Origin of the sequence: Streptomyces sp. NPDC012794 (assembly GCF_042901085.1) — a bacterium.
GTDB lineage: Bacteria > Actinomycetota > Actinomycetes > Streptomycetales > Streptomycetaceae > Streptomyces.
Genome location: NZ_JBIBCI010000008.1, coordinates 167,023 through 179,944, shown reverse-complemented (window position 1 = coordinate 179,944; position 12,922 = coordinate 167,023). Strand labels below are relative to the sequence as shown.

Annotated in this window: 10 protein-coding genes; 1 reads left to right on the top strand and 9 read right to left on the bottom strand. The window is 70.7% G+C overall.

Going from position 1 to position 12,922, the window contains the following annotated elements; all coding sequences use genetic code 11:
- Positions 1–6: 6 nt before the first annotated feature.
- From mrdA to ACFY7H_RS17460, 7 genes are all read right to left on the bottom strand, one after another.
- On the bottom strand, positions 7–2,172 hold the full coding sequence (mrdA, locus tag ACFY7H_RS17490) for a penicillin-binding protein 2 (RefSeq protein ID WP_388938933.1): 2,166 nt from the start codon (positions 2,170–2,172) through the stop codon (positions 7–9).
- Positions 2,173–2,188: 16 nt separating this feature from the next.
- Positions 2,189–2,884, bottom strand: coding sequence for a rod shape-determining protein MreD (gene mreD / locus ACFY7H_RS17485; protein ID WP_388938932.1), 696 nt, complete (start codon positions 2,882–2,884; stop codon positions 2,189–2,191).
- A gap of 3 nt (positions 2,885–2,887) precedes the next feature.
- Positions 2,888–3,862, bottom strand: coding sequence for a rod shape-determining protein MreC (gene mreC / locus ACFY7H_RS17480; protein WP_388938931.1), 975 nt, complete (start codon positions 3,860–3,862; stop codon positions 2,888–2,890).
- A gap of 167 nt (positions 3,863–4,029) precedes the next feature.
- On the bottom strand, positions 4,030–5,049 hold the full coding sequence (locus tag ACFY7H_RS17475) for a rod shape-determining protein (protein ID WP_030008578.1): 1,020 nt from the start codon (positions 5,047–5,049) through the stop codon (positions 4,030–4,032).
- A gap of 305 nt (positions 5,050–5,354) precedes the next feature.
- Entirely contained in the window at positions 5,355–5,765 is a 411-nt protein-coding gene (gene ndk / locus ACFY7H_RS17470) for a nucleoside-diphosphate kinase (protein ID WP_125821114.1), read from the bottom strand.
- Positions 5,766–5,829: 64 nt separating this feature from the next.
- Entirely contained in the window at positions 5,830–6,189 is a 360-nt protein-coding gene (locus tag ACFY7H_RS17465) for a DUF4233 domain-containing protein (protein WP_388938929.1), read from the bottom strand.
- Positions 6,190–6,196: 7 nt separating this feature from the next.
- Complete coding sequence (locus ACFY7H_RS17460; RefSeq protein WP_388938927.1) at positions 6,197–7,723, bottom strand: bifunctional folylpolyglutamate synthase/dihydrofolate synthase; 1,527 nt, start codon at positions 7,721–7,723, stop codon at positions 6,197–6,199.
- A gap of 117 nt (positions 7,724–7,840) precedes the next feature.
- Here ACFY7H_RS17460 and ACFY7H_RS17455 point away from each other — a divergent pair, with 117 nt between their 5' ends.
- Positions 7,841–8,890, top strand: coding sequence for a rod shape-determining protein (locus tag ACFY7H_RS17455; RefSeq protein ID WP_388938925.1), 1,050 nt, complete (start codon positions 7,841–7,843; stop codon positions 8,888–8,890).
- Between the two features lie 12 nt (positions 8,891–8,902).
- On the opposite strand, the gene ACFY7H_RS17450 is transcribed toward ACFY7H_RS17455, so the two are convergent.
- On the bottom strand, positions 8,903–10,051 hold the full coding sequence (locus ACFY7H_RS17450; RefSeq protein WP_388938924.1) for a sensor histidine kinase: 1,149 nt from the start codon (positions 10,049–10,051) through the stop codon (positions 8,903–8,905).
- Positions 10,052–10,211: 160 nt separating this feature from the next.
- Complete coding sequence (locus ACFY7H_RS17445; protein WP_388938923.1) at positions 10,212–12,833, bottom strand: valine--tRNA ligase; 2,622 nt, start codon at positions 12,831–12,833, stop codon at positions 10,212–10,214.
- Between the last annotated feature and the right edge of the window lie 89 nt (positions 12,834–12,922).

The following is a 12,922-nucleotide window of genomic DNA, read 5'->3' as shown; positions in this document are numbered from 1 at the left end:
CACGTCTCAGTCATGCCGCAGGGGCGGCGGGCCGGCGAGCGCGGGCGGCGCCAGCTCCTCCGGGGACGGGGGCACGTACGGCCGGATCTCGGGGGCGTCGATGGTGCCGTCGGGGTGGACGGTGGGCAGCTCGGCCTGCGGCTTGGGCAGGAGGGCCTTGCCGGTGTCCTTGCCGTCCATGGTGAGGCCGTACATCGCGTTGTAGATGTTGCGTACGGCGGGGCCCGAGGCTCCGGAGCCGGTGCCGCCCTGGGAGATCGTCATCACGATGGTGAAGTCGTCGGTGTAGGTCGCCAGCCAGGAGGTGGTCTGCTTGCCGTAGACCTGGGCGGTGCCCGTCTTGGCCCGCAGCGGGATCCTGTCCAGCGGCCAGCCGCCGAACCGCCAGGCGGCGGTGCCGCCGGGCTCGACGACCATGCGCAGGCCCTTGTCCAGGTCGGCGACGGTCTTGGCGTCGACCGGCAGCTTGCCGTGGGACGTGGGCTTGATCTCCTGGATCTTGCCGTCGGGGCTGATCACGGCCTTGCCGACGGTGGGGTTGTAGAGGGTGCCGCCGTTGCTGATGGCGGCGTAGGCGGTGGCCATCTGGATGGGGGTGACGAGGACGTCGCCCTGGCCGATGGCGAAGTTGATGCTGTCGTAGGCCTTCAGCTGGTTGCCTTCGAGGCAGCTTTCGTAGGCGATCTGCTCGACGTAGGTGCCGCCCTTCTTGCCCTGCTTGCACCAGGAGTCCTTGTTGGCCGCCCAGAAGTTCTGCTTCCACTGGCGGTCGGGGATGCGGCCGGTGACCTCGTTGGGGAGGTCGATGCCGGTCTCGGAGCCGAGTCCGAACTCACGGGCGGTCCGGTAGAACCAGTCGTGGGCGTCCTTCTTGGGTTCGAGGCCGCCGTCGCGCTGCCACTCCTTGTGGCCGAGTGCGTAGAAGACGGTGTTGCAGGAGAACTTGAGGGCTTCGCCGAGGGTGATGGGGCCGTGGCCCTTGGACTCGAAGTTCGCGAAGCTGCGGCCGCCCATGTTGTAGGAGGCGCTGCAGTTGTACTTGTCGTTGAAGGCGTAGCCGGCGCGGACGGCGGCGCTCGCGGAGACCACCTTGAAGATGGAGCCGGCGGGGGCCTGGCCCTGGATGGCCCGGTTGAGCAGCGGGTAGTTGGAGTTCTTGCTGGTGAGGTTGGCGTAGTCCTGGCCGGAGATGCCGCCGACCCAGGCGTTGGGGTCGTAGTCGGGCTGGGAGGCCATGGCGACGACGCGGCCGGTCTTGGTCTCCATGACGACGACGGCGCCGGAGTCGGCCTCGTACTTGCGTCCGGTGATGTTGTCGGTCTCCTTGCGGACGACCTTCATCGCCTGGGCGAGCTCGTACTCGGCGACGGACTGGACCCGGGCGTCGATGCTGGTGACGAGGGTGGACCCGGCGACGCCGGGGTCGGACTTCGTCTGGTCCATGACGCGTCCGAGGTTGTCGACCTCGTACGAGGTGACCTGCGCCTTGCCGCGCAGCTCCTTGTCGTACGTGCGCTCGAGCCCGGAGCGGCCGACCTGGTCGGAGCGCAGGTGGGGCGAGTCGGTGTCCTTGGCCTTCTGGATCTCGTCGTCGGTGACGGGCGAGAGGTAGCCGAGGACCTGCGCGGTGCGGGCGGCGCCGGGCGCGGGGTAGCGGCGCACCGCCGTCGGTTCGGCGGTGATGCCGGGGAAGTCCTCGGGGCGTTCGCGGATCTGGAGGGCCTGCTGGGTGGTGGCCTCCATGGTGACCGGGATCGGCTGGTACGGGGAGCCGTTCCAGCAGGGCTTGGGGGTCTGGGAGTCGCAGAGCCGGATCTTGTCCATGACGTCCTGCGGCTTCATGTCCAGGACTCCGGCGAGGCGGGTCAGGACGGCCTTGCCCCGGTCCTTTATCCGCATCAGCTCGGTGCGGGAGGCGGAGACGACCAGCCGGGTCTCGTTGTCGGCGAGGGGGACGCCGCGGGCGTCGAGGATGGAGCCGCGCACGGCTGGCTGCACCACGCGCTGGACGTGGTTGCTCCTGGCCTCGTCGGCGTACTCGTGACCGTTGCGGATCTGGAGGTACCAGAGCCGGCCGCCGAGGGTGCAGAGCAGCGAGAAGACGAGGATCTGGATGATGACGAGCCGGATCTGCACCCGGGGGGTGCGGCCGGTCTCGGGAATGTTGGTCATGCCTCGTGCTCCCCCGTCACAGCTTCTTGACGTTCTTCACGCCTTTGACACCCTTTATCCGGCCGGCCCGGTTCGCGCGGCCGCGGGCGGTGCGCAGCCGCAGGCCGCCGCGCCGGCTGCCGATGCTGAGGCCGGTGCCGCCGGCGAGCCAGCCGGAGGACACGTCGGCGCCCTGCGGCGGGCCGCCGCCCGCTTCGACGGCCATCGGGTCGTTCTCCGCCCGGCGGGCGAGGGCCATGATCCACGGCACCGTGAAGGGGGCCAGCAGCAGGTCGTAGAGGACGGCGGTGAACAGCAGCCCGCCGAGGCCGACGTGACGTTCGGCGGTGTCGCCGACCAGGGCGCCCACGCCGACGTAGAGCAGGATCGAGCCGACGGCGGCGGCGAGCACGGTGAGCATCGGGCCCCAGGCGGAGCGGAACCGGCCGTTGTCGGGGCGGGCCAGTCCCACGAGGTAGCCGATGATGCACAGGACGAGGGCGTAGCGGCCCGCCGCGTGGTCGGCGGGCGGGGCCAGGTCGGCGAGGAGTCCGGCGCCGAAGCCGAGGAGGGCTCCGGAGGTCGGCCCGTACACCAGGGACAGGGCGACGACCGTGAGCAGCATCAGGTCGGGGACGGCGCCGGGGAGCTGGAGCCGCCCCAGGACGGTGACCTGGAGGACGAGGGCCACCACGACGAGGGTGGCGGAGAGCAGGATCCGGTTGAAGCGCATGGCTCAGCGTTCCTCCTCGTCCGCGGGCCGGCCGGAGACGCTCGGGGTGGGGGTCCCCCCGGCGGAGCTGGAGGGCGTGACCGTGACGGTGACCGTCGGTGTGGGCTTGGGGGGTTCGGGCTTGGGCGGCAGGACGGCGTCGCGCGGGTCGTCGCGGGGCGGTACGACGACCACGCCGACGATGTCGAGGCGGGAGAAGCCGACGAAGGGGCGGACGTGGATCGTGCGGGTGAGGCCGCCGTTGGAGGGGTCGACGCGGACGACCTCGCCGAGCGGGACGCCGGGTACGAAGGGCTTGTTGGCGCGGGAGCCGAAGGTGACCAGGCGGTCGCCGGGGCTGACCTTGGCGCGGCCGTTGAGCATCTGGACCGACAGGGCGCGGTCGCCCTGGCCGGTGGCGAAGCCCAGTTCGCCGCTCTGCTCCAGGCGGGTGCCGACGGTGAAGTCGGGGTCGTTGGCGAGCAGGACGGTGGAGGTGTCGGGGCCGACGGTGGTGACCCGGCCGACGAGGCCGTCGCCGTTGAGGACGGTCATGTCGCGCTCGATGCCGTCCTTGCTGCCGGCGTCGATGGTGACGGTCCAGGAGAAGCCCTGCGCGGACCCTATGGCGATGACTTCGGCCCCCTTGATGCCGTACTGTCCGGCGCCGGCGCGCTTGAGCATCTCGTCGAGCTCGTGGATGCGGCTCTTGGCCCGCTCGTCGCTGCCCATCCTGGTCTTCAGGAGGGCGTTCTCTTGTTCCAGCCGGGTGATGCGGTTGTGGCGCTCGTCGGAGTCGCGTACGGCCCCTATGGCGTTGGCGACCGGGCCCACCGCGGTGGCGACGCCCTTCTCGACCGGGCCGAAGACCGCTGCCGCGGCCTTGCGGGCACCGTCGACCGGTGACTCCTCGCCCGCTCTGATGTCCACCGTGATCAACGCGAACGCGATGGCGATCAGCAGCACCAGGAGCAGCCGGCTCTCTCGTGTGTCCCTCACGTGCGGCGGCCGTGCCTTCCTCGTAGAAAACCCGTGCGGCGGAGTCGCTCCGGCGGAGCCGGGGCCGCGCCGGACTGTGCCTGTATATCAACGATCCGCCGCACCGGCGCGGTAGCACCCGTACGGCGGATCCTTGTGTTCCGCATGCCCCGTTGGAGGGGGTTTGATCACCGCCGGGGCTGGGCGTCCAGGACCTGCTGGAGGGCTTCGAACTCCTCGACGCACTTGCCGGAGCCGAGGGCCACGGAGTCGAGGGGGTCCTCGGCGATGTGGATCGGCATGCCCGTCTCGCGGCGCAGCCGCTCGTCGAGGCCGCGCAGCAGGGCCCCGCCGCCGGTGAGGACGATGCCGCGGTCCATGATGTCGCCGGACAGTTCCGGCGGGCACTTGTCGAGGGTGGTCTTGACGGCGTCCACGATGGAGTTGACCGGCTCCTCGATGGCCTTGCGCACCTCGGCGGCGGAGATGACGACGGTCTTCGGGAGGCCGGAGACCAGGTCGCGGCCGCGGATCTCGGTGTGCTCGTCCTTGTCGAGGTCGTACGCCGACCCGATGGTGATCTTGATCTGTTCGGCGGTGCGTTCGCCGAGCAGGAGCGAGTACTCCTTCTTGATGTGCTGGATGATCGCGTTGTCCAGCTCGTCGCCGGCCACCCGGATGGACTGCGCCGTGACGATTCCGCCGAGGGAGATGACGGCGACCTCGGTGGTGCCGCCGCCGATGTCCACGACCATGTTGCCGGTGGCCTCGTGGACGGGCAGGCCCGAGCCGATGGCGGCGGCCATGGGCTCCTCGATGATGTGCACCTGGCGGGCGCCGGCCTGCGTGGACGCCTCGATGACGGCGCGCCGCTCCACCCCGGTGATGCCGGAGGGCACGCAGACCACGACGCGTGGACGCGCCAGGTAGCGACGCTTGTGGATCTTGAGGATGAAGTACCGGAGCATGCGCTCGGTGATCTCGAAGTCGGCGATCACGCCGTCCTTGAGGGGCCGTACGGCGACGATGTTGCCGGGCGTCCGGCCGATCATCTTCTTCGCCTCGGAGCCGACCGCCAGGATTCCACCGGTGTTCGTGTTGATGGCGACCACGGACGGCTCGTTCAGAACGATTCCCCGGCCCCTCACGTACACCAGCGTGTTGGCGGTCCCGAGGTCGATCGCCATGTCACGGCCGATGAACGACATGTTGTTCCCCTTGTTCCCCATGAGGAGCGTCTGGCCTTCCAGTTGATAGCGGCTGCTGTCAGGTCGGCGAGGTGGGTGTGTGGGTGGAGGCCCCATCGTAGTGCCGCGAGTACCGATACCGCGCGACGGGACTCCGGCGATCTCGCCGGAACGGAAACCCGCCCCCTGATTGGTGACGTCGTGTCCTTGCCATGCGTTCCCGGCCGATACCCGCAATACCGAAGGGCGACCGAAATTACTTCGGTCGCCCCAGGTCATGAGCGCTATTCGGCTGATGTCTCGTCAGAAAGGACTGTTCCCGGAAATCAGAGCGCGGGGAAGAAGAGCTTCAGCTCGCGCTCCGCGGACTCCTCGGAATCCGAGGCGTGGATCAGGTTCTCGCGGACGATGGTGCCGAAGTCCCCGCGGATGGAACCGGGCGCCGCGGCGATCGGGTCGGTGGGGCCGGCCAGCTGGCGGACACCCTCGATCGCACGTTCCCCTTCCACCACCAGGACGACGACCGGGCCGCTCGCCATGAAGCCCATCAGGGGCTCGTAGAAGGGCTTGCCCTTGTGCTCACCGTAGTGGGCCTCCAGGGTCTCCGCGTCGAGCGTGCGCAGCTCCATCGCCGGGATGGTCCAGCCGGCCTTCCGCTCGATGCGGCCGATGATCTCGCCGACCAGCCCGCGACGGACGGCGTCGGGCTTGAGGATGACGAGAGTGCGCTGGGTCATGTGGGTGCTCCTTGCGGCAAACGGGTGCGGTGCGACGAATCTACAGGGCCGAAACGGTGAACCGTCACGCAGCGTCAGGAGCGGCGGCTTCCGCCTGACGGGCGGCCCAGCTCGCCTTGATCGCGTCGATCTTGCGGCCGTAGTGCACCGAGCACCACCACAGGCCCGCGAAGACCGCGCCCAGGAAGAACATCGTCGGGACCACGAAACCGCTCGCGATCAGCCCGATCTGCAGGGCCCAGCCGATCTGCACCGCGCCGGGGCGCGAGAGCATCCCGCACAGCAGCACCGACAGCAGCATCGTCACACCGCAGACGGTCCACACCTCGGCCTGGGTCAGGTCCGGGTTCTTCATGGCCACCAGGCCCGCGAAGCCGACGATGAAGAATTCACCGATCAGCGTGCTCGCGCAGAGCGTGCGCATCGATCCCTCAGCCCTTCTTGAACAGCAGGCGGGCCTCGCCCACCGTGATCACGGAACCGGTCACCAGGACCCCGGCCCCTCCGTATTCGGCCTCTTCCTCCGCGAGGGTGACGGCCGCCTCCAGCGCGTCGTCCAGCCGGGGCTCCACCTGCACCCGGTCCGGGCCGAAGACCTCGACGGCGATCGCCGCCAGCTCGTCCGCGCCCATGGCCCGGTGGCTGGTGTTCTCGGTGACCACGACCTCCGCGAAGATCGGCTCGAAGGCCTCGAAGACGCCCTTGACGTCCTTGCCCTCGCTCGCGGCCACGACACCGATCAGCCGGCTGAAGCCGAAGGCCTCGGTGACCGCCTCCGCGGTCACCTGCGCGCCCGCCGGGTTGTGCGCGGCGTCCAGGATCACCGTCGGGCTGCGGCGCACGACCTCCATGCGGCCCGGCGAGGTCACCGAGGCGAAGGCCTGCCGGACGGTGTCCGCGTCCAGCTCCCGCGCGTGCTCCCCGCCGACGCCGAAGAAGGCCTCGACGGCGGCCAGCGCGACCGCCGCGTTGTGCGCCATGTGGGCCCCGTACAGCGGCAGGAAGATGCCGTCGTACTCGCCGCCCATGCCGCGCAGGGTCAGCATCTGGCCGCCGACGGCCACCTCGCGGGAGACGACGCCGAACTCCATGCCCTCGCGGGCCACCGTCGCGTCGACCTCCACGGCCTTCTTCAGCAGCACCTGCGCCGCGTCCACCGGCTGCTGCGCCAGGATCACGGTGGCGTCCTGCTTGATGATGCCGCCCTTCTCCTGGGCGATCTCACCCGGCGTGGAGCCGAGCCGGTCCGTGTGGTCCAGGCTGATCGGGGTGATCACCGCGACCGTTCCGTCGATCACGTTGGTGGCGTCCCAGCTGCCGCCCATGCCGACCTCGACCACGGCCGCGTCGACCGGCGCGTCCGCGAAGGCCGCGTACGCCATGCCGGTGAGCACCTCGAAGAACGACAGCCGGTACTCCTCGGCGGCGTCGACCATCTCCACGTACGGCTTCACGTCGTGGTACGTCTCGACGAAGCGCTCGGCGCTGATCGGCGCCCCGTCCAGGCTGATCCGCTCGGTCACGGACTGGACGTGCGGGCTGGTGTAACGGCCCGTGCGCAGGTCGAAGGCGTTCAGCAGGGCCTCGATCATGCGGGCCGTGCTGGTCTTGCCGTTGGTGCCGGTGACGTGGATGGAGGGGTACGCGCGCTGCGGCTCGCCCAGTACGTCCATCAGGGCGGCGATCCGGCTGACGGACGGCTCCAGCTTGGTCTCGCCCCACCGGGTGGCCAGTTCCTGCTCCACCTCCAGCAGCGCCTTCGCCACCTCCGGGTCCTCGGGGCGGGACGGCACGGGGTCGCCCGACGGCGGACCGGCCTGGGCGCGCAGGGTACGGCTGCCCGCCTCGATCACCGCCAGGTCGGGGTCGCGGTCGGACTCTTCCGCCACAATCTGGTCGAACTCGTCGAAGGTACCGTCGCGGTCGCGGTCGTGGCTCTCGGGCTGCTGCTCACTCACGGGGACCAGTCTACGGACGGGGACCCACAGGACTTCCGGCCCGGGCGTTTCGGGACCTACGGCCGCGAAGGCGGCCTGATCGTCATGCAAGCCTTGCGGCAGGAGAGAGGGGACCGAATGCCGCAGGCCAGCACCACCACGACCGCCTCCAGCCGCGACATAGGGATGGACCTGGGAACCGCCAACACCCTCGTCTACGCGCGCGGCCACGGGATCGTCCTCAATGAGCCGTCCGTGGTGGCGGTCAGGGCCGGCACCACCACCGCCCTGGCCGTCGGGGCCGAGGCCAAGGAGACCATCGGCCGCACCCCGGGCTCCATCACCGCCATCCGCCCCCTCAAGGACGGGGTGATCTGCGACTACGAGGCCGCCGAGGAGATGATCCGGCACTTCGTGCGCAAGGCGGTGCCCGGCCGGCGCCCCCGCGCCCGGATGGTGATCTGCGTGCCGTCCGGCGTGACCCCCGTCGAGCGGCGGGCCATCGTCCACGCCTCCACCCGGGCCGGCGCCCGGACGGTCCACCTGATCGAGGAACCGATGGCGGCGGCGATCGGAGCCGGCCTTCCGGTGGCCGAACCGCGCGGCTCGATGGTCGTGGACATCGGCGGCGGCACCTCGGAGGTCGCCGTGATCTCCCTCGGCGGGATCGTCACCTCCCGCTCCCTGCGGGTGGGCGGGGACCGCCTGGACTCCGCGATCACGGACTACGTGCGCAAGCGGCACTCGCTCCTCATCGGCGAGCGCACCGCCGAGGACGTCAAGATCGGCATCGGCTCCGCCTGGCCCGTCCCCGGACGGCCCGAGCTGGAGGCCCGCACCTTCACCGTGCGCGGCCGGGAGAAGGTCGGCGGGATGCCCAAGACGCTGGAGCTGACCGCCACCGACGTACGGGCCGCCCTCGACGAGCCCCTCGAGGCGATCATCGCCACCGTCCGCGCCACCCTGGAGGACTGCCCTCCGGAACTCTCCGGCGACATCATGGAGCACGGCATCGTCCTCACCGGCGGCGGCGCCCTGCTCCCCGGCCTGGACCTGCGCATCGCCTCCGCCACCGGCATCCCGGTCTTCGTCGCGGACGCCCCGCTGGACTGCGTGGCCCTGGGCTCCGGCCGCTGCGTCGAGGACCTCGACACGCTGAGCGGTCTGCTCGCCCCCGCCGGGGCCTGAGCGGCGGCCCGGTCAACCGCGCGGCAGCGTCGCCACCACTTCGTACGAGTCCGGCGTGCGCGTCGCCGTCAGCGTGCCGCCCAGGCTGCGGACCCGCTCGGCCATGCTCGCCGTACCCGAGCCCGCCGAGACCGGGGCCCGGCCCGGGGCGCCGTCGGGCAGGCCGTTGCTGACGGCGATCCGCACGTGCGGGCCGTCCGCCCGGACCGACACCTCGATGGTCTCGCCGCGGGCGTGCTTGGCCGCGTTGGTCAGGCACTCCTGCACCACCCGGTAGACCGCGGCCTGCCGCAGCGGCGACAGCGCGTGCGCCTGCGGGTCCAGCGCCAGCGTGACCGGCGAACCGGCCCGCCCGCTCTGCTCCGCCAGCGCCGCCAGCCCGTCCACACCGGGGGTCGCCGCCCGCTCCCCGCGCTGCACGATGATCTCGTTGAGGACCAGGTGCGCCCGCCGGGCGGTGTCCGACAGTTCCTCGAAGTCCTTCGCGTACGGCGTCTCCCGCGCCCGCATCGACAGCACCTCCGAGCGCACCGTCAGCAGGGTCAGCTCCCGCCCCACGAAGTCGTGGACGTCGCGGGCGACCGAGGTCCGCTCCTGCTGTACGGCGCTCAGCACCGCCGCCTCGGCCCGCCGGGCCTCCAGCTCGCGCACCAGGTCGTGCCGGCAGGCGGCGATCCCGACGGCGGAGGCGAGCACCCCGATCGGCACCACGAGGCCCAGGAAGGAGCTGAGCGTCGCCACCTTCGGCTCGGGCCAGCCCGGCAGGCAGAACACCGAGACCGCGAAGGCCACGTACCCGAGGGTGGCCAGGACCGCTGCGCGGCGCCCCCGGGACCGGCCGACGGAGTACAGCGCGAACTGGATCAGGGTCAGCTCGTGCAGCCAGCCGATGAACAGCAGGGCCGTGAGGTATGCCGCCCACGGCATCCGGCGGCGCGCCAGCAGCGTCGAGCAGCCCGCGGTGAGCACGGCGGCGGCCCCCGCCCCGCTGAGGGAGTTGTCGGCGGCGGCGAGGCCGGGCAGGTCCAGCGTCATCAGGGCCAGGCAGCTCAGCGCGGCGAGGGCGTCCTGCGCCCGGGGCGAGGCGCCCCAGCCCTCGGCCATCCGGCGGGCGGAGGACACGGCCCGGTGGAACGCCGACGGGGCGGGCTTGACGTGCATCCCCCCATCATCCGTGGCGGGCCTGGGGGGTGCGGATCGAGGGGTGCCGCACATGAAGTGATATGCGGCACTCCGGTCATCTCCGGGCACGGCCCGCGCGAAGGCCCCCGCACCGTCCGGAGACGGTGCGGGGGCCTTCGTACGCGGCAGGGGCGCGTGGCTACGCGGCGGGCAGGGCGGCCAGCTGCGCCTGGATCCGGGCGATGTCCGCCTCGGCCTTGGCGAGACGGCCCTTGATCTTGTCCACGACGTTGTCGGGGGCCTTGGCGATGAACGCCTCGTTCGCCAGCTTCGCCTCGGCCTGCTGCTTCTCCTTCTCGGCGGCGCCCAGGTCCTTCGTCAGGCGCTTGCGCTCCGCCTCGACGTCGATGGTGCCCGACAGGTCGAGCGCGACCGTGGCACCGGCGACCGGGAGGGTCGCGGAGGCGCTGAAGGCGTCGCCCTCCGGCTGGAGGCGCAGCACCTGGCGGATGGCCGCCTCGTGCGCGGCGAGCGCCGTACCGGACAGGTCGAGACGGGCCGGCACCTTCTGCTTGTCGTCGAGGCCCTGCTCCTTGCGGAACCGGCGGACCTCGCGGACGAGGTTCTGGACGCTCTCGATCTCGGCCTCGGCGGCCTCGTCGCGGAAGCCACTGTCCTTGGGCCAGTCGGCGATCACGAGGGACTCACCGCCGGTCAGCGTGGTCCACAGCGTCTCGGTGACGAAGGGGACCACCGGGTGCAGCAGGCGCAGCATCACGTCGATGACCTCGCCGAGGACCCGGCCGGAGACCTTCGCCTGCTCGCCGCCCGCGAAGAAGGTCGTCTTCGACAGCTCGACGTACCAGTCGAAGACCTCGTCCCACGCGAAGTGGTAGAGCGCCTCGCTGAGCTTCGAGAACTGGAAGTCGTCGTAGTAGCCGTCGACCTGCGCGACCGTCTTGTTGAGGCGGGACAGGATCCAGCGGTCGGTGGCCGACAGCCGCTCGGCCGGCGGCAGCTCGCCCTCGATCGTGGCGCCGTTCATCAGCGCGAAGCGCGTGGCGTTCCAGATCTTGTTGGCGAACTTGCTGGACGCCTGGACCCAGTCCTCGCCGATCGGCACGTCCGTGCCGGGGTTGGCGCCCTTGGCCAGGGTGAAGCGGACGGCGTCGGAGCCGTACTTGTCCATCCAGTCGAGCGGGTCGACGACGTTGCCGAAGGACTTCGACATCTTCTTGCCGCGCTCGTCGCGGACCAGACCGGTCAGCGCGATCGTCTTGAAGGGGACCTCGCCGTCCATGGCGTACAGGCCGAACATCATCATCCGGGCGACCCAGAAGAAGATGATGTCGTGGCCGGTGACCAGGACGTCGGTGGAGTAGAACTTCGCCAGGTCCGGGGTCTTCTCCGGCCAGCCCAGCGTGGAGAACGGCCACAGGCCGGAGGAGAACCAGGTGTCCAGGACGTCCGTGTCCTGGGTCCAGCCCTCGCCCGTGGGCGCCTCTTCGTCGGGGCCGACGCAGACGACCTCGCCGTCGGGGCCGTACCAGACCGGGATGCGGTGACCCCACCACAGCTGGCGCGAGATGCACCAGTCGTTGAGGTTGTCGACCCAGTCGAAGTACCGCTTCTCCATCTCCTGCGGGTGGATCGCGACCCGGCCGTCGCGGACCGCGTCACCGGCGGCCTTGGCGAGGGTCTCGACCTTGACCCACCACTGGAGGGACAGGCGGGGCTCGACGGTGGTCGAACAGCGCGAGCAGTGCCCGACGGAGTGCAGGTAGGGGCGCTTCTCGGCGACGATCCGGCCCTGCTGGCGCAGCGCGCCGACGACCGCGGAACGCGCCTCGAAGCGGTCCAGGCCGAGGAAGGGACCGTGGACGGTGATGACACCGTGCTCGTCCATGATCGTCATGTTGGGCAGGTTGTGGCGCTGCCCGATGGCGAAGTCGTTCGGGTCGTGGGCGGGCGTCACCTTGACGCAGCCGGTGCCGAACTCGGGGTCGACGTGCGCGTCCGCGACGACCGGGATCGAGCGGTCGGTGAGCGGCAGCTTGACGAGCCGGCCGACGAGGTGCTTGTAGCGCTCGTCGTCGGGGTGGACGGCGATGGCCGTGTCACCGAGCATCGTCTCGGCGCGGGTGGTGGCGACGACGAGACTGTCCTCGCCCTCGCCGTACCGGATGGAGACGAGCTCGCCCGCGTCCTCCTGGTACTCCACCTCGATGTCGGAGATGGCCGTCAGACAGCGCGGGCACCAGTTGATGATGCGCTCGGCGCGGTAGATCAGGCCGTCGTCGTAGAGCTTCTTGAAGATGGTCTGGACGGCCCTGGACAGGCCCTCGTCCATGGTGAAGCGCTCGCGGGACCAGTCGACGCCGTCGCCGAGGCGGCGCATCTGGCCGAGGATCTTGCCGCCGTACTCTTCCTTCCACTGCCAGACGCGCTCGACGAACTCCTCGCGGCCCAGGTCGTGGCGGGACTTGCCCTCCTCGGCGAGCTGCTGCTCGACCTTGTTCTGGGTGGCGATGCCGGCGTGGTCCATGCCGGGCAGCCACAGGGACTCGTAGCCCTGCATGCGCTTGCGGCGGGTCAGGGCGTCCATGAGGGTGTGCTGGAAGGCGTGGCCCAGGTGGAGCGAGCCGGTGACGTTCGGCGGCGGGATGACGATGGTGTACGCGGGCTTCTCGCTCGCGGGGTCGGCCGTGAAGTACCCACGCTCTACCCAGCTCTCGTAGAGCTTCCCCTCTACCTCGGCCGGCGCGTAGGCGGTCGGCAGTTCGGAGTTGGGTGCGCTGGGTGTCTGCGTGTTCTCGGTCACGGGCACAGTTTAGGGCCGTAACGGTCCGGTACTGAAACCCGTATTCCAGGGGCCCCGCCGCCCCGGGCGCCCGTGCCTTCCGCCAGGAT